Annotated in this window: 18 protein-coding genes and 1 riboswitch; of the genes, 5 read left to right on the top strand and 13 right to left on the bottom strand. The window is 68.6% G+C overall.

Annotated features, from left to right (window positions below):
• Positions 1 to 21: 21 nt before the first annotated feature.
• A complete protein-coding gene (gene glyQ, locus VL15_RS01520) occupies positions 22 to 1026 on the bottom strand; it encodes a glycine--tRNA ligase subunit alpha (RefSeq protein ID WP_080970672.1) in 1005 nt (334 codons plus the stop codon).
• A gap of 263 nt (positions 1027 to 1289) precedes the next feature.
• Here glyQ and VL15_RS01515 point away from each other — a divergent pair, with 263 nt between their 5' ends.
• Positions 1290 to 2927 carry a tetratricopeptide TPR_2 repeat protein gene (locus VL15_RS01515; RefSeq protein ID WP_048242715.1) on the top strand — a complete coding sequence of 546 codons (1638 nt, stop codon included), beginning with the start codon at positions 1290 to 1292 and terminating at the stop codon, positions 2925 to 2927.
• 54 nt (positions 2928 to 2981) lie between these two features.
• Here the strand turns inward: VL15_RS01515 and lnt are convergent, their stop codons facing one another.
• The 8 genes from lnt to VL15_RS01480 form a co-directional block, all read right to left on the bottom strand.
• Positions 2982 to 4673, bottom strand: coding sequence for an apolipoprotein N-acyltransferase (lnt, locus tag VL15_RS01510; RefSeq protein WP_048242714.1), 1692 nt, complete (start codon positions 4671 to 4673; stop codon positions 2982 to 2984).
• Positions 4674 to 4725: 52 nt separating this feature from the next.
• Positions 4726 to 5613, bottom strand: a complete 888-nt coding sequence (locus VL15_RS01505; RefSeq protein ID WP_048242713.1) for an HlyC/CorC family transporter — start codon at positions 5611 to 5613, stop codon at positions 4726 to 4728.
• A 308-nt stretch (positions 5614 to 5921) separates the two neighbouring features.
• Positions 5922 to 6071 (bottom strand): hypothetical protein, encoded by a 150-nt coding sequence (locus VL15_RS42570; RefSeq protein WP_196319532.1) that lies wholly within the window; start codon positions 6069 to 6071, stop codon positions 5922 to 5924.
• 70 nt (positions 6072 to 6141) lie between these two features.
• The gene (locus VL15_RS01500) at positions 6142 to 6774 is read right to left on the bottom strand and encodes a gamma-glutamylcyclotransferase (RefSeq protein ID WP_048242712.1); all 633 of its coding nucleotides are present in this window, start codon (positions 6772 to 6774) and stop codon (positions 6142 to 6144) included.
• A gap of 12 nt (positions 6775 to 6786) precedes the next feature.
• Positions 6787 to 7563 (bottom strand): rRNA maturation RNase YbeY, encoded by a 777-nt coding sequence (gene ybeY, locus VL15_RS01495; RefSeq protein WP_048242711.1) that lies wholly within the window; start codon positions 7561 to 7563, stop codon positions 6787 to 6789.
• A 142-nt stretch (positions 7564 to 7705) separates the two neighbouring features.
• Positions 7706 to 8749, bottom strand: coding sequence for a PhoH family protein (locus VL15_RS01490; RefSeq protein WP_048242710.1), 1044 nt, complete (start codon positions 8747 to 8749; stop codon positions 7706 to 7708).
• Between the two features lie 29 nt (positions 8750 to 8778).
• On the bottom strand, positions 8779 to 10152 hold the full coding sequence (gene miaB / locus VL15_RS01485; protein WP_048242709.1) for a tRNA (N6-isopentenyl adenosine(37)-C2)-methylthiotransferase MiaB: 1374 nt from the start codon (positions 10150 to 10152) through the stop codon (positions 8779 to 8781).
• 214 nt (positions 10153 to 10366) lie between these two features.
• Positions 10367 to 11299: a LysR family transcriptional regulator gene (locus VL15_RS01480; protein WP_048242708.1), complete on the bottom strand. Its 933-nt coding sequence runs from the start codon at positions 11297 to 11299 to the stop codon at positions 10367 to 10369.
• Positions 11300 to 11445: 146 nt separating this feature from the next.
• Here VL15_RS01480 and VL15_RS01475 point away from each other — a divergent pair, with 146 nt between their 5' ends.
• The 4 genes from VL15_RS01475 (at position 11446) to VL15_RS01460 (ending at position 15084) form a co-directional block, all read left to right on the top strand.
• Positions 11446 to 12621, top strand: coding sequence for an MFS transporter (locus VL15_RS01475; protein WP_048242707.1), 1176 nt, complete (start codon positions 11446 to 11448; stop codon positions 12619 to 12621).
• A gap of 195 nt (positions 12622 to 12816) precedes the next feature.
• A complete protein-coding gene (locus VL15_RS01470; protein WP_048242705.1) occupies positions 12817 to 13500 on the top strand; it encodes a helix-turn-helix domain-containing protein in 684 nt (227 codons plus the stop codon).
• Between the two features lie 186 nt (positions 13501 to 13686).
• Positions 13687 to 13835: riboswitch (FMN riboswitch) on the top strand.
• Between the two features lie 118 nt (positions 13836 to 13953).
• Positions 13954 to 14664, top strand: a complete 711-nt coding sequence (gene ribB, locus VL15_RS01465) for a 3,4-dihydroxy-2-butanone-4-phosphate synthase (protein ID WP_048242704.1) — start codon at positions 13954 to 13956, stop codon at positions 14662 to 14664.
• A 201-nt stretch (positions 14665 to 14865) separates the two neighbouring features.
• Positions 14866 to 15084, top strand: a complete 219-nt coding sequence (locus VL15_RS01460; RefSeq protein ID WP_155420094.1) for a hypothetical protein — start codon at positions 14866 to 14868, stop codon at positions 15082 to 15084.
• Between the two features lie 207 nt (positions 15085 to 15291).
• On the opposite strand, the gene VL15_RS01455 is transcribed toward VL15_RS01460, so the two are convergent.
• The 4 genes from VL15_RS01455 to VL15_RS01440 form a co-directional block, all read right to left on the bottom strand.
• Positions 15292 to 15978, bottom strand: a complete 687-nt coding sequence (locus VL15_RS01455; protein ID WP_048242804.1) for an HAD family hydrolase — start codon at positions 15976 to 15978, stop codon at positions 15292 to 15294.
• Positions 15979 to 16182: 204 nt separating this feature from the next.
• Entirely contained in the window at positions 16183 to 17169 is a 987-nt protein-coding gene (gene iolG, locus VL15_RS01450) for an inositol 2-dehydrogenase (protein ID WP_048242702.1), read from the bottom strand.
• Between the two features lie 70 nt (positions 17170 to 17239).
• Positions 17240 to 18067: a TIM barrel protein gene (locus VL15_RS01445; RefSeq protein WP_048242701.1), complete on the bottom strand. Its 828-nt coding sequence runs from the start codon at positions 18065 to 18067 to the stop codon at positions 17240 to 17242.
• The gene (locus VL15_RS01440) at positions 18064 to 19140 is read right to left on the bottom strand and encodes a xylose isomerase (RefSeq protein WP_230684292.1); all 1077 of its coding nucleotides are present in this window, start codon (positions 19138 to 19140) and stop codon (positions 18064 to 18066) included. Before VL15_RS01440 ends, VL15_RS01445 begins: the two co-directional genes overlap by 4 nt.
• Between the last annotated feature and the right edge of the window lie 129 nt (positions 19141 to 19269).

The raw sequence follows: 19269 nt of genomic DNA, 5'->3' as shown, positions 1-19269 counted from the left end.
TTTGGAATAAATCTCGTCTCGTCAGTCCTGATCGATCTTGCGTTCGACCTTGAGCGGCGGCGCCCATGCCGGTTGCGCGGCTTCCTGGGCGTCGGTGGTGAGGCCCGGCACGCCCGGCGGGTTGCCGAGCATCGGGAAGCCGAGCTTCTCGCGCGAGTCGTAATAAGCCTGTGCGACGAGACGCGACAGCGCGCGGATGCGGCCGATGTATGCCGCGCGCTCGGTCACCGAGATCGCGCCGCGCGCATCGAGCAGGTTGAACGTGTGGCCGGCCTTCAGCACGAGTTCGTACGCGGGCAGCGCGAGCTGCGCGTCGATCATCCGCTTCGCTTCGGCTTCGTAGCTGTTGAAGAACGTGAACAGCAGATCGACGTTCGCGTGCTCGAAGTTGTAGGTCGACTGCTCGACTTCGTTCTGGTGGTACACGTCGCCATACGACAGGCGGCGCAGCTCGGGGCCGTTCGGGCCTTGCTCTTCCCACTCGGTCCACACGAGGTCGTACACGTTCTCGACCTTCTGCAGGTACATCGCGAGGCGCTCGAGGCCGTACGTGATTTCGCCGAGCACGGGCTTGCATTCGAGGCCGCCGACCTCCTGGAAATACGTGAACTGCGTGACTTCCATCCCGTTGAGCCACACTTCCCAGCCGAGGCCCCATGCGCCGAGCGTCGGGTTTTCCCAGTCGTCCTCGACGAAGCGCACGTCGTTCTGCTTCAGGTCGAAGCCGAGCGCTTCGAGCGAGCCGAGGTACAGGTCGAGGATGTTCTCCGGCGCCGGCTTGAGCACGACCTGGTACTGGTAGTAGTGCTGCAGGCGGTTCGGGTTCTCGCCGTAGCGGCCGTCCTTCGGGCGGCGCGACGGCTGCACGTAGGCGGCGCGCCACGGCTCGGGGCCGACCGCGCGCAGGAACGTGTGGACGTGCGACGTGCCCGCGCCGACTTCCATGTCGATGGGCTGGAGCAGAGCGCAACCCTGCTTGTCCCAGTAGGACTGCAGCGTCAGGATGATTTGCTGAAACGTAAGCATGAAGAGCCTTCGTGGCGCTGGCGCTCCGTTGCGGGCGGCGCTCCGGGCGGGCCCGGAGGGTCGGCTCGCGCGGCGGCGCGGCTTGTTAGTGTGCTGAAACGCGTAATTTTACCGGATCGGCGACCGGATGCGGCCGGAACGCGGCAGAAGGCCCCGTCGCGCCTGTTCGGGCCGCAGGTTCCGCGCCGCTCCGTGCGGGCGGTAAGATGCGCGTATTGCGGCGCGCGACGCGTGCCGCGCCACCGCTTGCCGATCCCGATTGCATGGACGACTCGACCGACATCCTCATTCCGCTGCTTCCGCCATTGCTTGCGCTGCTCGGGCAGGCCGCCGATGCGCAGGCGCGCGGCGAGCGCGCCGCGCACGATCTGTGGCTCGCCGCCGCCGCCCATCTGCATGCGGTCGACGCCGATGCGCTCGCGCAACTCACGGTGGCGCTCGTCGCGCGGCAGCGCGTGGCCGACGCGCTCGCGCTCGCCGAATGCGCGGCGCGCGTGCAGCCGGGTGCCGCCGCGCACTTCAATCACGGCTACGCGCTGCAGATGGCCGGCCGTCACGCGGACGCCATCGCGCCGTACCGCGCCGCGCTTGCGGTCGATGCCGGCTGGCCGTCGCTGCGCAACAACCTCGCGATCGCGCTGCGGCTGTCGGGCGGCGACCGCGCGGAGGAGATCGCGCTGCTCGACGCGGCCGTGATTGCCGATCCGCGCGACGTGCAGGCGTGGATCAACCTCGTCGTCGCGCGGATCGCGACGCACGACCTGGACGGCGCGCTCGCGTGCGCCGCGCGGCTCGCGGACCTCGCGCCCGACAACGGGCTCGCGATGAACAACGTCGCGATGGCGATGAAGGAGGCGCAGCGCTGGGACGATGCCGAGCGTTTCGCGGCGCGCGCGTGCGAGCTGGCGCCCGACGACGCGTCGTTCCGTTTCAACCTCGCGATCATCCAGCTCGTGCGCGGCAATTACGCGGCCGGCTGGCGCGGCCACGAGGCGCGCTGGGACGGCGCGGGCGAGCTGCGCGGCCGCCGGCCGGTACTGCCGGGCCCGCGCTGGCAGGGCGAGCCGCTCGCGGGCAAGACGCTGCTCGTGTGGGGCGAGCAGGGGCTCGGCGACGTGCTGCAGTTCAGCCGCTTCGTCGCGCCGCTCGCCGAGCGCGTGCATCGCGAGGGCGGCCGGCTCGTGTGGAATACGTTCCCGCAAGTGGGCACGCTGATGCAGCGCAGCCTCGGTGCGCATGCGGACGCGTTCGGCGCGGGCGGCGGTGTCGACGTGCTGCCCGCATTCGATTACGAAGTGCCGCTGATCGGCCTGCCGCTGATGCTCGGCATGGAGAACGAGACGCTCGGATCGTCGGTGCCGTACCTGCGGGCCGATCCGCGCGCGCGCGATGCGTGGCGCGCGCGGCTCGCGGGCGACGGCCGGCTGAAGGTCGGGCTCGTGTGGACGGGTAGTGCGGGCCACCAGCGCAATCCGTTCCGGCGCGTCGGGCTCAAGCGTTATGCCGATGCGTTCCGCGGGATCGACGGCGTCGCGTTTCATTCGCTGCAGCCAGGCGCGCACGCGGATGTCGCGGCGGCGCGCGCGGCCGGCTTCGCGATCGAGGACTGGACGGCGGAACTGACGAGCTTCGACGATACGGCCGCGTTCATCGGCGCGCTGGATCTGGTGATTACCGTGTGCACGTCGGTCGCGCACCTGTCGGGCGCGCTCGGCGCGCGCACCTGGGTGCTGCTCGACGTGAATCCGCACTGGCCGTGGCTGCTCGAGCGCCGCGACAGCCCGTGGTATCCGACCGCGACGCTGTACCGGCAACGGACGTTCGGCGCGTGGGAGCCGGTGATGGAGGGCGTGAGTCGCGACCTGCGGAGCCTGGCCGCGCAGCCGGCGCGGCAGGGCTGAGCGGCCGACCGGTTCGCGGTCGCGGGCCGCCGCGCGCGGCGGCCGCCTGCCGCGTCAGGCCTGCTGGTCGTCGCCGTTCCTGCGGCCGTTGCGCCGGCGCAGCCCGGGCCCGAACGTGAAGCCGAACGCGAGCAGCACGAACGACACCGCGAGCACGATGTTGTTGCCGCTCGTCACGTAGGGCGTGAAGCCGCTGGTGCCTTCGATCCGCACGTCGAGCGAGCCGATCGTGAACGGCTTCAGCTGACCGAGCACGCGGCCGTGCGCGTCGATCGCGGCCGTCATCCCCGTGTTGGTCGAGCGCAGCATCGGCCGGCCCGTCTCGAGCGAACGCATCCGCGCGATCTGCAGGTGCTGGTCGAGCGCGATCGTGTCGCCGAACCACGCGAGGTTCGTCACGTTGACGAGCACGCCCGGCGGCTGCGGATTGTCGCGGATCGTCGCGGCGATTTCCTCGCCGAACAAGTCCTCGTAGCAGATGTCGGCCATCACGGGCTGGTTGTGCACCAGGAACGGCTTCTGCACGGGTGCGCCGCGCGCGAAATCGCCGAGCGGCATCTTCATCAGGTCGACGAACCACCGGAAGCCCCACGGGATGAATTCGCCGAAGGGCACGAGGTGGTGCTTGTCGTAGTGATAGATGTCGCGCGAGTTCGGCGTCACGCCGTACAGGCTGTTCGTATAGTCGACGTAACGACCGTCTTCGGTCACCGAGGCGCCGACCGCGCCGAACAGCACGGCCGAGCCCGTTGTGTCGCTGAACTTGCGGATCGCGACGGCGAACGGCTCGGGCAGCTCCTGGATCATCACCGCGATCGCGGTCTCGGGCGTGACGATCAGGTCGGCCGGCTTCTCGACGATCATCTGCTGGTACATCTTGATCGCCGCGTCGATGCCCGCTTCCTCGAACTTGATGTCCTGCTTCACGTTGCCTTGCAGCAGCCGCACTGTTAGCGGCGCGTTCGCGGGCACGGTCCACGTGACCTGCGACAGCCCGAGGCCGGCCGCGACGAGCGCGACGGCGATGCCGGCCGGCGCGGCGATTCGCACGCGCGCGTTGCCGCCGGCGCCGCTTTCATGCTCGGCCGACGGGCGCGCGGCGGCGAGCGCCTGCACGACCAGCGCGGCGAACAGCGCGAGCACCCAGGCTATCCCGTACACGCCGACGATCGGCGCGAAGCCCGCGAACGGGCCGTCGACCTGCGGGTAGCCGCTCGCGAGCCATGGAAAGCCGGTGAAAAGGGTGCCGCGCAGCCATTCGCTGAAAGCCCACGCGCTCGCGAACGCGAACGCGTCGTGCCAGGTCGGCGAGAACGGCCGCGGGTCGGGTTCGCGGCGATGCCACGCATGCCCCGCGCAGAACGACCACAGCCCGGCCGAGAACGCCGGGTACAGCGACAGATACAGCGAGAACAGCACGAGCGCGCCGCCCGCGAGCGGCGCGGCCATCTCGCCGTACACGTGCATGCTGATGTAGAGCCACCAGATGCCGCTGATGAAGTTGCCGAAGCCGAACGCGCCGCCCGTGAGCGCGGCGCCGCGCCAGCTCGACGTGCGCGTCAGTTGCGCGAAAAACCAGACGAATACGACGAGTTGCAGCCAGCCGCCGTGCGGCGTCGGTGCGAAGCTGAGCGTATTGGCCGCGCCGGCGAGCAGCGCGGCCGGGTAGTGCCAGCGCGGCAGCGCGCGGCCGGGCGCCGGCGCGAGAAGGCCGCCAGCCGGGCGGGACGGGATCGGATCGTCCATGTGAAGCGGAAGTGGGCGAGCGGTTGAAGGAAACGCGGCTGGCGCGGGACGCTCAGTCCTCGTGCGAGGTTTCGGCGCGACGGCTGGTGAGCGGGTTGCGGCGCACCAGCAGCACATGAACCTGGCGCGCATCGCCGCGCTGGATCTCGAACACGAGGTTGCCGAGCTGCAGCTTTTCGCCGCGGTGCGGAACGCGTCCGAAATGATGGGTGATCAGGCCGCCGATCGTATCGACCTCGTCGTCGGGGAAATCGGTGCCGAACACGTCGTTGAACTGTTCGATCTCGGTGAGCGCGCGCACGCGGTAGCGGCCGTCCGGGCCCGAGATGATGTTGCCGGCTTCCTCGTCGAAGTCGTATTCGTCCTCGATGTCGCCGACGATCTGTTCGAGCACGTCCTCGATCGTGATCAGCCCCGCGACACCGCCGTATTCGTCGACGACGATCGCCAGGTGGTTGCGGTTCACGCGGAAGTCGTGCAGCAGCACGTTCAGGCGCTTCGATTCCGGAATGAACACGGCCGGGCGCAGCATCCCGCGCACGTCGAACTCTTCTTCGGCGTAGAAGCGCAGCAGATCCTTCGCGAGCAGCACGCCGATGACGTTGTCGCGGTTCTCCTCGTACACGGGGTAGCGCGAGTGCGCCTTCTCGAGGACGAACGGGATGAAATCCTCGGGCTTGTCCGCGATGTTGATCGCGTCCATCTGGGCGCGCGGCACCATGATGTCGCGGGCGCACAGATCGGATACCTGGAACACGCCTTCGATCATCGACAGCGAGTCGGCGTCGATCAGGTTGCGTTCGTGGGCGTCCTGGAGGATTTCCAGCAGCTCGCCGCGGGATTCGGGCTCGGGCGAGATGAAGTCGGTCAGGCGCTCGAGCAATGAGCGCTTTTCTTGCGGTTTGTCGGTTGGCTTACGACTGGGATACGAATCGTTCATGGTGGTGCGCCCGGGTCGTGCCGGGGCGCGCTGTCACGGAGTAGGCAAGGATACACCAAGGGCACGACGCGACCGTGTCACACCGGCCGCACGGCCAGGGTGGGCAGCTCGCGCGGGCCCCGCTCGCGGACGGCCGCGCCGGGCGCGACATCGTCCTTGTGTCCATCCTATCTCAGAAAAGGCCGGCGGCGCAGCAGCGGCAAAAAACGGGTGCGGGAAGAGCGGGCCGGTATGACGTGGAAGGGCGCCCGGCCGGCCGGGCGGCGCCGGCGGCATTCTGCCGCATGCGATCGCGTTCGGCGCGCGGCTCAGAACCGCATGCCGGCCGCGCAGCCGCCGGCGGCTCCGCCGTTGCTCGCGGCGCCGCCGCAACCGAATATTCCGCAGCCGGACAGCGCGACGCTCGCGGCGACGAGCAGCGCGGCGATCTTGCAGCGCGACCAATGTGACGGTTTCATCGGCAGGGGCCTCGTTCGAATCAGCGGGGAGTGCGGCATCGGGTGGCGGCAAGCGGGGCGGCGCGTGGCGTCACCGGCATCGCGCGAGCAGCCCTTCCAGCGCGCGATCGGGGATGCCGCTCGCGCGCAGCGCGTCGACCGTGCGGCTCACGTAGTCGAGCGTCGTACCGTAGCGGCCGGCCGCGCAGCTGAAAACTTCCTTCACGACGGGGTCGGACAGCTTGCCCGTATAGGTCGGCGCGTCGCGGCGCATCACGAACGCGAGCGCGTTCACGCGTTCGCCGTTCTCGAGCGAGCACGGCAGCCACGCGGGCCGATACGACCCCATCGGCATCTCGCGTTTCCACAGCGTCTCGAGGTGCGGCTGCGCAGTCGGGCCCGCGAGCCGGAACGCAATGCCGGAGCACGAGCCGCCGCGATCGAGCGCAAGCACGAGGCCCGGGCGTTCGGGCGTGCCGCGGTTCACGCGCGACCACAGGTAGAGCCCGCGATGGTAGCCGTGTACCTTGCCGTGCACGGCGGCAACGGTCGGCAAGCCCGGGTTCCAGATCAGCGAGCCATAACCGAACAGCCAGAGATCCTGCCGGCCGTCCCAGTCGCGCATCGTGTGCGCGAGCGATGCCGCGAGCTCGTCTTCCGTCAGCAGCCGCCCGTCGCCGATCGACGGCGGGTAGGCGGGCGGGAGCATCGCGGCGTTGCGCATCGGGCGACTGACTTACTGATACGGATTCGGGAAGCCCAGCTTCGCGAGGATGTCGACTTCGAGCGCTTCCATTTCGGCCGCGTCCTCGTCGCTCGTCTCGTGGTCGTAGCCCTGCGCGTGCAGCGCGCCGTGCACCAGCAGGTGCGCGTAGTGGGCCGCGAGCGGCTTGCCCTGGTCGTGCGCTTCCTTCTCGACGACCGGGCAGCACAGCACGAGGTCGCCGATCACGGTGCCGTCGGGCGCCGCGTCGTATGCGAAGGTCAGCACGTTGGTCGGGTAGTCCTTGTGGCGGTAGCCGTCGTTCAGCGTGCGGCCTTCCACTTCGCCGACGAAGCGCACGGTGAGCTGCGCGCTGGCGAACAGCGCCGGCTCGATCCATTCGGCGATCAGCTTGCGCTTGGGTAGCGTCTTGCGCACGTCGCTCGTGATCTCGTCGCCGTACTGCACGGACAGGTCGAGTTCCAGCTCGAGCAACTCGTCGTCGGTTTCGTCTTCGCGCGGCGCGGGCTCGGCACCCACGTGCAGCGTCACGCTGTCGTAGTGTTCGGGTTGCAGCGCGAGCTTCGCGCGCATCGCCGGATCGTTGTGCTGAGCGACGATCGCGACGGCCGCGTCGCCCGAGCTGCCCGACAGGTCGAACATCAGGCTGCGACCGTCCGGGAAGTCGATCCGCAGCCCTTGCGCGTTGACGGTCCGGGCCTTGCCCTTCGCATCGAACAGCGAAAGACGGGGAGATTCGGGCGCGGTGGACTGGGCGCGCCCGGACTTGCGAGAACGGGAGGATTTCATGACGCGTGCGGCGATTGGGACGCGTTGAGGATACACCAAACGGCCGATCGCACCCGAATTCGCGCGGGCGAAAAAAAGCCCGGCGCGCCGTCTGGCGGGCCGGGCCGGGATGCCGGGGCAGCGCGCGGGCGCCGCCGGCCGGTCAGCCGTCCTGGTGCTGCGCGTGGAATTCGTCGTACGCCTCGACGATGCGCGCGACGAGCGGATGGCGCACGACGTCCGCGCTCGTGAAGCGCGTGAGCGCGATGCCGCGCACGCCGTTGAGTACCTGCTGCGCCTCGACGAGGCCGCTCTTGTGGCCGCGCGGCAGGTCGACCTGGCTCGTGTCGCCGGTCACGACCGCCTTCGAGCCGAAGCCGATCCGCGTGAGGAACATCTTCATCTGTTCGGGCGTGGTGTTCTGCGCCTCGTCGAGGATGATGAACGCGTGATTCAGCGTGCGGCCGCGCATGTACGCGAGCGGCGCGATCTCGATCATCTGGCGCTCGAACATCTTCGCCGTCTTGTCGAAGCCGAGCAGGTCGTACAGCGCGTCGTACAGCGGTCGCAGATACGGGTCGACCTTCTGCGCGAGGTCGCCCGGCAGGAAGCCGAGCCGCTCGCCGGCCTCGACGGCCGGGCGCGTCAGCACGATCCGCTTGACCTGGTCGCGCTCGAGCGCGTCGACCGCGCAAGCGACCGCGAGGTAGGTCTTGCCGGTGCCGGCCGGCCCGATGCCGAGCGTCACGTCGTGCGACAGGATCTGTTTCAGGTATTCGCGCTGCGCGGGCGTGCGGCCGCGCAAGTCGGCGCGCCGCGTGTAGAGCTTCGGCCCCTGCTCTTCGAGCGCCTCGTCGTCGAGCTGCACGACCGGCTCGTCGAACGGATGATCGGGGTCGCCGCGGAATCGCACGTCGAGCGTGGTCTCCCGGCCGTTGCCGGCGGTGTGGCGCACTTCGACCAGCGCGAGTTGGATGTCGTCGACCGACAGCGGATCGCGCGCGCGGTTGTAGAAGTTGTCGAGCGCCGCGAGCGCGAGCTTGGCGCCGCGCCCGCGGATCGTGATCCGGTGGCCGCGTCGCGCGAGCGTCACGTCGAGCGCCTGTTCGATCTGCCGCAGGTTTTCGTCGAGCGGGCCGCAGAGATTGGCGAGGCGCGCGTTGTCGTCGCGCGGCGCGATGAATTCCAGGGGTTGGGTGGTCTTCAAAGTGGCGTCGGGCTCCGGTGATGCGTCAGTCAGTGGGTGGCCGCGCTCGCGTCGTCGCTGACGAGCACGAGCTCGCCGCGCAGCGAGTGCGGGTACGCATGGTTGATCTTCACGTCGATCATCTGGCCGATCAGGCGCGGGTGCGATGCGAGCGGCGCCGGGAAATTCACGACCCGGTTGTTCTCGGTACGGCCCGCGAGTTCGTTCGGGTCCTTGCGCGACGGGCCCTCGACGAGGATCCGCTCGACCTTTCCGACCATCGACTGGCTGATGCGCGCGACGTTTTCCTCGATGGTCGCCTGCAGATGTTGCAGGCGTTTGAGCTTCACTTCGCGCGGCGTGTCGTCGTGCAGGTTCGCGGCCGGCGTGCCGGGGCGCGGGCTGTAGATGAACGAGAAGCTCGTGTCGTAGCTCATCTCGTGCACGAGCGCCATCATCTTGTCGAAATCGTCCTCGGTCTCGCCGGGGAAGCCGACGATCATGTCGGTCGACAGCGACAGGTCGGGGCGGATCGCGCGCAGCTTGCGGATCACCGACTTGTATTCGAGCACCGTGTAGCCGCGCTTCATCGCCATCAGGATGCGGTCGGAGCCGTGCTGGACCGGCAGGTGCAGGTGGCTCACGAGCTTCGGCACCTTCGCGTAGGTGTCGATCAGGCGCTGCGTGAATTCCTTCGGGTGCGACGTCGTATAGCGGATCCGCTCGATGCCGGGGATGTCGGCGACGTATTCGATCAGCGTCGCGAAATCGGCGATCTCGGACGCACCGGCCGTCAGCGCGCCGCGATAGGCGTTCACGTTCTGGCCGAGCAGCGTGACTTCGCGCACGCCCTGGTCGGCGAGGCCGGCCACTTCGGTCAGCACGTCGTCGAGCGGGCGCGATACCTCGTCGCCGCGCGTGTACGGCACCACGCAGTAGCTGCAGTACTTCGAGCAGCCTTCCATGATCGACACGAACGCGCTCGGCCCCTCGACGCGCGCGGGCGGCAGGTGGTCGAACTTCTCGATCTCGGGGAACGAGATGTCGACCTGCGCGCGGCCGCTCTCGCGGCGCGCGTCGATCATCTGCGGCAGGCGGTGCAGCGTCTGCGGGCCGAACACGAGGTCGACGTACGGCGCGCGCGACACGATCGATGCGCCTTCCTGGCTCGCGACGCAGCCGCCGACGCCGATCAGCAGGCCGGGCTTCGCTTCCTTCAGCTCGCGCACGCGGCCGAGATCGGAGAACACCTTCTCCTGCGCCTTTTCACGCACCGAGCACGTGTTGAACAGGATGATGTCCGCGTCTTCCGGCGTGTCGGTCTTTTCGAGGCCTTCGGCCGCATTGAGTACGTCCACCATCTTGTCCGAGTCGTACTCGTTCATCTGGCAGCCGAAGGTCTTTACGTAAACTTTCTTGGTCATGGGGGTTCGCCGTTCGCAGTGGTTGACCTGGGGGCGTCGTCAAGGGTGAATCGGGACGGCCGCGCGCGGCACGCAGGTGGCGCGCATCAAGCATGGAAAGCCGTCGGAAAAGCTTTCCATTATAGCTTTTCACGCCGCCCCGGACGGGCGGCCGGTTGCGGCGGCGCGACGCCGAGCGTCAGGTTCCGACCCCTGGACGGCGGTGCGCCGGCCGTCAGCGGCACGCGTTCAGCAGGTCGTCGAGCGCGGCTTCCTCGCGCGCGAAGCGTTCGGCGAGAAAGTCGAGCAGCACGCGCACGCGCGGCGCCATGTAGCGCTTGCTGTGATAGATCGCATGCAGCGGCGCGTCCTGATGGCGCCAGTCGGGCAGCAGCACGCGCAGCCGGCCGGCGCGGACGTCGTCCGCGATGTCCCACAGCGATTTCAGCGCGATGCCGTGGCCGCGCAGCGTCCATTCGCGCGTGAGGCCGCCGTCGTTGGTCTCGAACGCGGTCGACACCGGCACCGTGTGGATCTGCACCTCGTCGCCGCGCGTGAAGTGCCAGGTGTTCATCGGCCCGGACGCGATCGTGATCACGTTGCACGGAAAGCGGGCCAGATCGTGCGGATCGGCCGGCACGCCGTGGCGTTCGACGAACGACGGCGCCGCGCACAGCACGCGCCGGTTGGTCGCGAGCCGGCGGGCGATCAGCGCGCCGTCGGGCGGCGCGGCGAAGCGGATCGCGAGGTCGATCTCGTCCTGCCACAGGTTCGACGACGAATCGGACGCCGTCAGCGAGAACGTGACGTCGGGATGGCGCGTCGTGAATTCGTCGAGCCAGTCGAGCAACTGATTGCGGCCGAAATCGGACGTCGACGACAGCCGCACCTTGCCGCTGACGACGTTGCGGCCTTCCTGCAGCATCGCGTCCGCGTCGTCGAGTGCCTGTAGCGCCTGCCGGCAGCAGTTCAGGTACAGCCGGCCCTCGTCGGTGAGTCGCAATTGCCGCGTCGAACGCTCGAACAGCCGCGTCGCGGTCTTCGCCTCGAGCTTCGCGAGGCGCGCGCTCGCGGCGGCCGGCGTGAGGTTCAGCTTGCGCCCGGCCGCGGACAGGCTGCCCAGTTCCGCCGCTTCCACGAACAGCCGGATATCGCCCAGTCGATCCATTCGATTTTCCAAAATTATTTGAAAATGGTTCAAACGCCACGCCAATTATCAAATATAGGCGTCTTCGGGACAATGCGCGCACATCCCGCATTTTGTGCGGTGCGGCACCGACCGGGCGCCGCGTCCGCCGCCCTCCGGAGAACGTCATGCCCATTCCGTTACTGGCGCTTGCGATCAGCGCCTTTGCCATCGGCACCACCGAATTCATCATCATGGGCCTGCTGCCCGAAGTCGCGCACGACCTCGCCGTGTCGCTGCCGTCGGCCGGCCTGCTCGTCACGGGTTACGCGCTCGGCGTCGCGGTCGGCGCGCCGCTCCTCGCGGTGCTGACGAGCCGCATGCCGCGCAAGGCCGCGCTGCAGTTGCTGATGGCGATCTTCATCGTCGGCAACGTGCTGTGCGCCACCGCGTCCGGCTACGCGATGCTGATGGTCGCGCGTGTCGTCACGTCGTTCGCGCACGGGTCGTTCTTCGGGATCGGCGCGGTCGTGGCCGCGTCGCTCGTGCCGGCCGACAAGCGCGCGAGCGCGATCGCGCTGATGTTCACGGGGCTCACGCTGTCGAACGTGCTCGGCGTGCCGTTCGGCACCTTCGTCGGCCAGCTGCTCGGCTGGCGCGCGTCGTTCTGGATCGTCGCCGCGCTCGGCGTGCTGGCGCTCGGCGGCGTCGCCGCGCTCGTGCCGAACCGCCACGACAGCGGACCGGTCGGCCTCGGCCACGAGGTGCGCGTACTGAAGGAGCCGCAGGTGTGGCTCGCGCTGCTGATGACCGTGCTCGGCTTCGGCGGCGTGTTCGTCGTGTTCACGTATATCGCGCCGATTCTCGAAACCGTGTCGGGCTTCTCGCCGCGCGCGGTCGCGCTGATCCTCGTGCTGTTCGGCGCGGGACTGACGGTCGGCAACACGCTCGGCGGCAAGCTCGCCGACCGCGCGCTGATGCCGTCGCTGATCGCGATCCTCGTCGCGCTGATGGCCGTGATGGCCGTGTTCGCGAAGACGAGCCACCTGCCGGTCGCGGCCGCCGTCACGGTGTTCGTGTGGGGGATCGCCGCGTTCGCGACGGTGCCGCCGCTGCAGGCGCGCGTGGTCGAGAAGGCCGCGAGCGCGCCGCATCTCGCGTCGACACTGAATATCGGCGCATTCAACGTCGGCAACGCGGGCGGCGCGTGGCTCGGCGGCCTCGCGCTGGAGCACGGCTTCGCGCTCGATGCGCTGCCGTGGGTCGCCGTCGCGGTGACGTTCGCGGCGCTCGTCGTCACGTGGTTCGCGATGCGGCTCGATGCGCGCGGTCCGGCACGCGGTGCGGCGCCGGCGCCGCAATGAGCGGCGCCATAGCGGCAGGAAAAGGTTCGCGAGGAACGCATTCCTCCGCGATGCTGATAACGGTGTGAAGATAACTTCGTTTGCCCGCGCAAGGCCGGGTGATAGCGTCTCGATACGCGCCATTGCTGGCGCAACCCGATTCCGATCCCGGCTTACCCCATACGCAGGGCCGCGCAGCGGCCCGGAGGCAATGCTATGTCTTCATCCCTGGCGCTCGTGCGCGACGTGTCTTCCTTCGAGTCCGGCAACGCCGCCGACGCGCGGGCGTCCGCGTCGCTCGATGTCCTCGAACAGGTCGTCGGCGTGAACCTCGCGCGGTTGCGTGCCGAGCGGCAACTGTCGCTCGATGCGCTCGCGCGGTTGTCCGGCGTGTCGCGTGCGATGCTCGCGCAGATCGAGTCGGCGCGCAGCGTGCCGTCGATCAAGGTGCTCTGCAAGATCGCCGCGGCGCTGAAGGTGTCGGTCGCCGCGTTCCTGCGCCGCCACGCGGTGAACGGCTTCGAGCACTTGGCGGCCGAGCGCGCGTCGCGCGTCGTCAGCTCGAACGGCCGCTTCTCGGCGCGCGCGCTGTATCCGGAAGGCGAACCGGCCGCGGCCGAGTTCCACGAACTGCGGATCGCACCGCTGCATACGGAGCCCGGCGCACGCCGCGCGCCCGGCACGACCGTCAACCTCGTCGTCAGCGAAGGCACGCTCGAAGTCAGCGTGCATGATCGCCGCCAGTTGCTCGCGACCGGCGACGCGATCGTGTTCGATGCCGACCAGCCGTACAGCCTGCGCAACCCGGGCGACAGCGAGGCGCGCGCGTTTCGCGTGACGGTGAGCCCCGAGGTGCCGCCGCGCTGGCTCGTGCCCGATGCGGCGCACGCGGCCGGCTGACCGCGCAGGCCGCACGGAACGGACGCTGTCCCTGCCTCGGGCGGGGTCGCACCCGGGCCGTCGGCCGTTTGGACGATGCCGTTAGACGGAGTCGTCAGTAAGGTTATCGATGTGGTTCGCTGCGCCGCGCGCGCAGCTGTTGTATGCTTGGCCCGCCGACGATGGGCAGTCCCCATCCGGCAATCAGTGCGTCTTCAGGGCGGGGCGAAATTCCCCACCGGCGGTAGGCTGGCGTAAGCCGGCGAGCCCGCGAGCGCCCGCGCATTCGCGCGGGGTCAGCAGATCTGGTCGAATGCCAGAGCCGACGGTCATAGTCCGGATGAGAGAAGATGTGCAGATAGTCATGTCCGCCAGGGCCGCTTCGCGCTACTTGCGAAACGGGTTGTCGTTCTGTCTGTTTGCAATGCCCTGAAACGTTTTTCGCCCAAATCGTATTTGCGAGGAGCGTTTCACATGTCCTTGATGTCCGTTTCGTCGGCACCCGCCGACGCCTTTGCCGATCTCCCTTTGCTGGATTCCGAACCGGTGCCGCCGCGCATCGCCGCTGCGCTCGACGCCATGCGCGCGGGCCGTGCGGTCGTGCTGCAGGATGACCACGACCGCGAGAACGAGGCCGACCTGATCGTTGCCGCCGAGCGCATCACGCCCGAGACGATGGCGCTGCTGATCCGCGAGTGCAGCGGCATCGTGTGCCTGTGCCTGACCGACGACACGGTGCGCGCGCTCGAGCTGCCGCCGATGGTGCAGACCAACGAGAGCCGCAACGGCACCGCGTTCACCGTATCGATCGAGGCACGCGAAGGCGTGCATACGGGCGTATCCGCGGCCGACCGTGTGACGACGATCCGCGCGGCGATCGCAGAAAACGCGAAGCCGCACGACATCGTGCGTCCGGGTCACGTGTTTCCGTTGCGTGCGCAACCGGGTGGCGTGCTGGCGCGCCGCGGTCACACCGAAGGCACGGTCGACCTGTCGATCCTTGCGGGCCTGAAGCCGGCCGGCGTGCTGTGCGAGCTGATGAATCCGGATGGCACGATGACGCGCGGCGATGATGTCGCGCGTTTCGCGCAACGGCACGGCCTGCCGATGCTGACGATCGCGGAGCTCGTCGAGTTCCGCGAGGCGCTGGCTGCTGCACGCGAAGGCTGCCTGAGCGAAGCGTAGCCGGATGGCCGCGCGGGCTCCGAAATCTGGAGATTCGGTGATGTTCGGCTTCCGGATCGCTACCTATACTCGACCGGGCTCGACGGCATTGCGCACCGACAGTCCGGTTCGTGGTGCCGTGCTTGCACGGGAGCCCGTGACGACCGCGCACGGGGTCGATCACGAACCAACAGAGGTAGGCAAATCGTGCGAACAATCAACGTGACGGAACGCGCGTGCGTCGGTGGCGGGGCAGGCGGCCAGAACACGATTCAGTTGCCGGCAGGCACCATCGATGCGCGGAGCGCGGCCCGCGAGGATACGGCACAGCGTGGCGTTTGGCCGGGGGCGGCGGTTGGCGGCTCGCGCGGCCGCTATTTCATCTACATGTTTCCGGACGGCTACACCCCGCCGGAGATTCCGCGAGAATGGCTGCGTTAAGTGCCGATGGCCCGGCGTGAAGCCGGGCGCCAGCACAGCGAGCCCGGCTTCACGCCGGGCATTACACTGACGACGTGTCCTGCTGATCAAGTCCGGCAATTGGCCGGCCGGCTTCCGTTCCTGCAGCATCCCGCTGCCCTTGCCGCGCTGCACGGCGCATTTCGTTTGCGACGGTTTGTCGATCAACGACGTGCCGTCGCGCTACGTTTACGACTGCACGTCGCCGAATTCACCGCGCATGCCGGCTTCGACGAGCGACGGCAGTTCGTCCATCTTGCGCATGATCCGCGTGATGCCCATCGCGCGCAGCGCGTCCGCGTAGTTGTCGGGGATGTGGCTCGCGCCGACGAACGCGATCGTCTTCATCCCCGCCGCGCGCGCGGCATTCAGCCCCGACACGCTGTCCTCGACGACAATGCAGCGCTCCGGCGCGACGCCGAGCGTTTGCGCCGCATGCAGGTAGACGTCGGGGTAGGGCTTCGGCCGCGATACTTGCTCGGAACTGAACACGCGGTCGCCGAAGATCTCGGTGAGCGAGGCGCGCTTCAACGAGTTGCGCACGCGCACGAGCCGGCTGTTCGACACGACGGCCGCCGGCAGGCTGACCTTCAGCAGCGCGTCGCGCACGCCGGTGATCGGCGCGAGCGATTGCGCCAGCGCGATCTCGATGTTGTGCTCGATGGTCTCGATGAAGTTGGCGGGCGTTTCGATCCCGAAGCGGGATTCGAGCCCGGCGAGGAAGCGCGACGTCTGCTGGCCGAACGCCGACTTCGCGGCAGCTTCGAAATCGATGTTCGGGAACGTGGCGGACAGCGTCTCGAGCAGCACGCGGTCGGCGATGACTTCGCTGTCGACGAGCACGCCGTCGCAGTCACAGATGAGGTGATCGAGCATGATGGTGAAAAAGCGGGTGTCGGCGACGCCGAGCATCTCGCAATGATACGTGCTTTCACGCGCATGCCGAGCGGCGTTTCGGCAAATATGCCCGATGCGCCGGACGGTCGCCGCATTTCGTACAGGTGTGCTGCCGATCGCGCCCGCGCGCCGCGGGGCGGTCGTACGGCGGTGGCCTGCTTGCGCGGGCCGCCGCCGCTTTCGTCACATCTCGATCACGCGCCCCGTTTTCCACGACGTCATCGCGGCCTCGGCCAGCTCGAGCGCGGCGAGCCCGTCGTCGATCGTCGTCCTGACCGGCGTGCCGTCGCGCAGCGCGTCGACGAAGTGCGCGATCTCGGCCGCGTACGCATGCCGGTAGCGTTCGAGGAAAAACGGCTCCGGCACGTCCGTCGCGATGCCGCCCGCGAGCCACGCGCTTACTTCGGTCGGCCGCACGTTGCCGGCCTGCAGCATCCCGTTGCTGCCGAGCAGCTCGAAGCGCTGGTCGTAGCCGTACGCGGCGCGCCGCGACGTGTTGATCTGGCACAGCAGCCCGCGCCGCGTGCGGATCGTCACGGCGGTCGAATCGATATCGCCGGCATCGAGCACGGCCGGGTCGGTCAGGCAGCTACCTGTCGCGTGCAGCGTCTGCGCTTCGTCGCCGAGGATCCAGCGGAACACGTCGAAGTCGTGAATCAGCATGTCCTTGAAGATGCCGCCCGAGCTGCGGATGTAGTCGGCGGGCGGCGCGCCCGGGTCGCGGCTCGTGACGATCAGCATTTCCGGCGCGCCGATTTCGCCGCGCTCGACGCGCGCCTTCAGCGCGGCGAATGTCGGGTCGAAGCGGCGCTGGAAGCCGAGCATGCAGGTCACACCGTTGCGCCGGACGACGTCCGCGCATGCGCGCGAGCGCTCGACGCTCAGGTCGACCGGCTTCTCGCAGAACACGGCCTTGCCCGCGTTCGCGGCCGCGACGATCAGGTCCGCATGTGTGTCGGTGCTCGACGCGATCACGACCGCTTGCACGGCCGCATCGCCGAGCGCGCGATCGATGTCGGCGACCTGCGCGCCGTGTGCGTGCGCGAGCGCTTCGGCCGACGGCGCATGGCGGTCGATCACGTAGCGAAGTGTCGCGCCCGGATGGCGTGCGAGATTCGCCGCGTGGATCTTGCCGATTCTTCCCGCGCCGAACAAAGCGAATTCGATCATTCCGTTCTCCTGTTGAGTGGGTTGTCTTCTGTCGGTGCGCGGCTCGTGTCGGCGCGCACCGTGGCGACGGTCAGCGATCCGCCAGTTCGCCGCGCACGTATTCGATGCTGGCCCGCAGCCGGTCTTCGATGTCGTCGGCTTCGGCGATTTCGTTTGCGAACGGCTCGAACGAGAACGCGCCGCGGTAGCCGCGCTCGAGCAGCTCGCGCAATTGCCGGAGGTTGCCGAGCCGGTCGGCGCCGCCGACCAGCACGCGATGGCCGTCGCGCATCTGGTCGACCGGCAGGTCGTCTTCCTCGACGCCCGAGATGTGCACGAGGCCCGTCAGGTTCGGGAAGAAGATGTCCTCGCCCGACAGGTGATGGTGGAACGTGTCGTGCACGAGCCGGAACACCTGTTCGCCCGCCGCGTCGTAGATGCCTTTCACCGCGTCCGACTTGCGGCGTAGCGCGCACTCCTCGAAGCCGAGCGGCTCGATGAAGCCGAGCAGCCCGCGGGCGTCGAGGATCGGCTTCAGCGCTTTCAGCGCCTTCACGAGATCCGCATGGCGCATATCGGCACCGCGCGTGTCGCCGCGGCTGTTGGTCGGGCACAGCACCAGCGCGCGTGCGCCGCAGTGCGCCGCGTAATCGGCCAGTGCGGTCGCCTCGTCCGCACGCTCGGCGTTCCATTGCTCGAAGCGCTGCAGCGCGTTGATCGTCAGGATCGTCACGCCGCCGGCTTCGGCCGTCGCGCGCACGGCGGCGGCCGGCGTGCCGTCGGCGATCTCGACGCCGTCGAGATCGTTGCGGATCTCGATCGTGTCGATGCCGAGGCGCCGGCACAGCGCGACATAGCGGTCGAGGGGCAGGCGCGGCGCGCTCATGCGGTTCAGCGAAAAGTGGAAGGCTTGCGTCATCGTTCTGTCCTCGTGTCTCGAGTGGGGCTGGGTTCGAATCGGGTGCCGGCGCGCACGACGTCGCCCGCCGGCAGGTTCGCCGGCGGCGCGGCGAGCGCATGCCACGTATCGCGCAGCCATTGCGCGCACGCGACGTTGTTGTCGAAGATCGAATAGCGCGCGCCGCCGCCGTAGTCCGGAAACGGAATGAACTCGCAACTGATCTGCTCGAGGCGAGCCGGCCGCGCATGAACCTGCGCTTGCAGCAACTGGCGCAGCGCGGCCTTCCACGTGTCGAGCGCCGCCGCGCACCATTCGCCGTGCCAGGCGCCCGGCGCGGGCGCGACGAACGGATACTGGATGCCGCGCCCGGGCCTGTCGTCCGCGCGGCGCATCCAGCGGTTGTCCGGATTGTTCGGAATCACGCTGCGCGCATGCGCATGACGGACCCAGCCGCGCGCGATCCAGTCGGCGTAGATGGCCGCGGGCGATGCGGGGTCGAGCACGACGCGGCCGCTGTCGACCTGCTCGCGAATGCCCGATGCTTCGAGTTCGGCGCGATTGCCGATCTTGAACAGCAGGTGCGAATGATCAAGCGTGATCCGGAACGGCGCACCGGCCTGCTCGACATGCCGTGCGACGCGCGCGATGCGCGTGAAATCCTCGCTCCACATGTCGACGTGCACTTCGAGGCTCGGCAGGCAGCCGGCCGGCTCGCCGCGTTCATAGCCGCGCAGGTAGAAATCGGCGACTTCGCGGTCCGACAGCGGATGGCCGTCCGCGTGATGCGCGTACAGCTGGCAGTTGAGCACCGTGCTGCCGAAGCGCGCGCCCGCATCGATGAGGTCGGCCACGTGCGCGTCGTCGCGGCCGGCGCGCCAGATGCCGCCGATCACGCGAATCGGCAGCGCGTGGCGTTCGGCCAGCGCGAAATACGGCGACAGATCTTCGCCGCGCGCCGGGTTCTTTTCGACGTAATCGAACACGCCGGCGCTGGCGATCATCCGGAAGCGTTCGGCCGGCGCGGGCAGCGGCAGGCCGTCGTGTTCGAGCACGCCGTCGAGGTTCACGCCGATGAGGATCGGTTCAGCCATCGTCTCCTGTCCGTTGTTGTCCTGGGGAAGGCTGCCCAATGTACGGATGCGGCGCGCGGGCTGCATGACAAACGTTGACGAAAAATCGCCAATGCGGCGGTCGATTTTTTCGCCACGCGCTGGCGGCGC

It is taken from the genome of Burkholderia cepacia, assembly GCF_001039005.1.
GTDB classification, from domain to species: Bacteria; Pseudomonadota; Gammaproteobacteria; order Burkholderiales; family Burkholderiaceae; genus Burkholderia; species Burkholderia theae.
The sequence above is the reverse complement of the archived record's forward strand: the minus strand, read 5'-3'. Positions and strand labels throughout refer to the sequence as shown.

Bases quoted from the DNA above. Each gene is read 5' to 3' on its own strand.
- VL15_RS01515 (WP_048242715.1), top strand. From the start codon at position 1,290: ATGGACGACTCGACCGACATCCTCATTCCGCTGCTTCCGCCATTGCTT.
- VL15_RS01500 (WP_048242712.1), bottom strand. From the start codon at position 6,774: ATGCGCAACGCCGCGATGCTCCCGCCCGCCTACCCGCCGTCGATCGGC.
- iolG (WP_048242702.1), bottom strand. From the start codon at position 17,169: ATGATCGAATTCGCTTTGTTCGGCGCGGGAAGAATCGGCAAGATCCAC.
- VL15_RS01505 (WP_048242713.1), bottom strand. From the start codon at position 5,613: ATGAACGATTCGTATCCCAGTCGTAAGCCAACCGACAAACCGCAAGAA.
- lnt (WP_048242714.1), bottom strand. From the start codon at position 4,673: ATGGACGATCCGATCCCGTCCCGCCCGGCTGGCGGCCTTCTCGCGCCG.
- VL15_RS42570 (WP_196319532.1), bottom strand. From the start codon at position 6,071: ATGAAACCGTCACATTGGTCGCGCTGCAAGATCGCCGCGCTGCTCGTC.
- VL15_RS01475 (WP_048242707.1), top strand. From the start codon at position 11,446: ATGCCCATTCCGTTACTGGCGCTTGCGATCAGCGCCTTTGCCATCGGC.
- VL15_RS01445 (WP_048242701.1), bottom strand. From the start codon at position 18,067: ATGACGCAAGCCTTCCACTTTTCGCTGAACCGCATGAGCGCGCCGCGC.
- VL15_RS01470 (WP_048242705.1), top strand. From the start codon at position 12,817: ATGTCTTCATCCCTGGCGCTCGTGCGCGACGTGTCTTCCTTCGAGTCC.
- VL15_RS01455 (WP_048242804.1), bottom strand. From the start codon at position 15,978: ATGCTCGATCACCTCATCTGTGACTGCGACGGCGTGCTCGTCGACAGC.
- VL15_RS01440 (WP_230684292.1), bottom strand. From the start codon at position 19,140: ATGGCTGAACCGATCCTCATCGGCGTGAACCTCGACGGCGTGCTCGAA.
- ybeY (WP_048242711.1), bottom strand. From the start codon at position 7,563: ATGAAATCCTCCCGTTCTCGCAAGTCCGGGCGCGCCCAGTCCACCGCG.
- glyQ (WP_080970672.1), bottom strand. From the start codon at position 1,026: ATGCTTACGTTTCAGCAAATCATCCTGACGCTGCAGTCCTACTGGGAC.
- ribB (WP_048242704.1), top strand. From the start codon at position 13,954: ATGTCCTTGATGTCCGTTTCGTCGGCACCCGCCGACGCCTTTGCCGAT.
- VL15_RS01480 (WP_048242708.1), bottom strand. From the start codon at position 11,299: ATGGATCGACTGGGCGATATCCGGCTGTTCGTGGAAGCGGCGGAACTG.
- miaB (WP_048242709.1), bottom strand. From the start codon at position 10,152: ATGACCAAGAAAGTTTACGTAAAGACCTTCGGCTGCCAGATGAACGAG.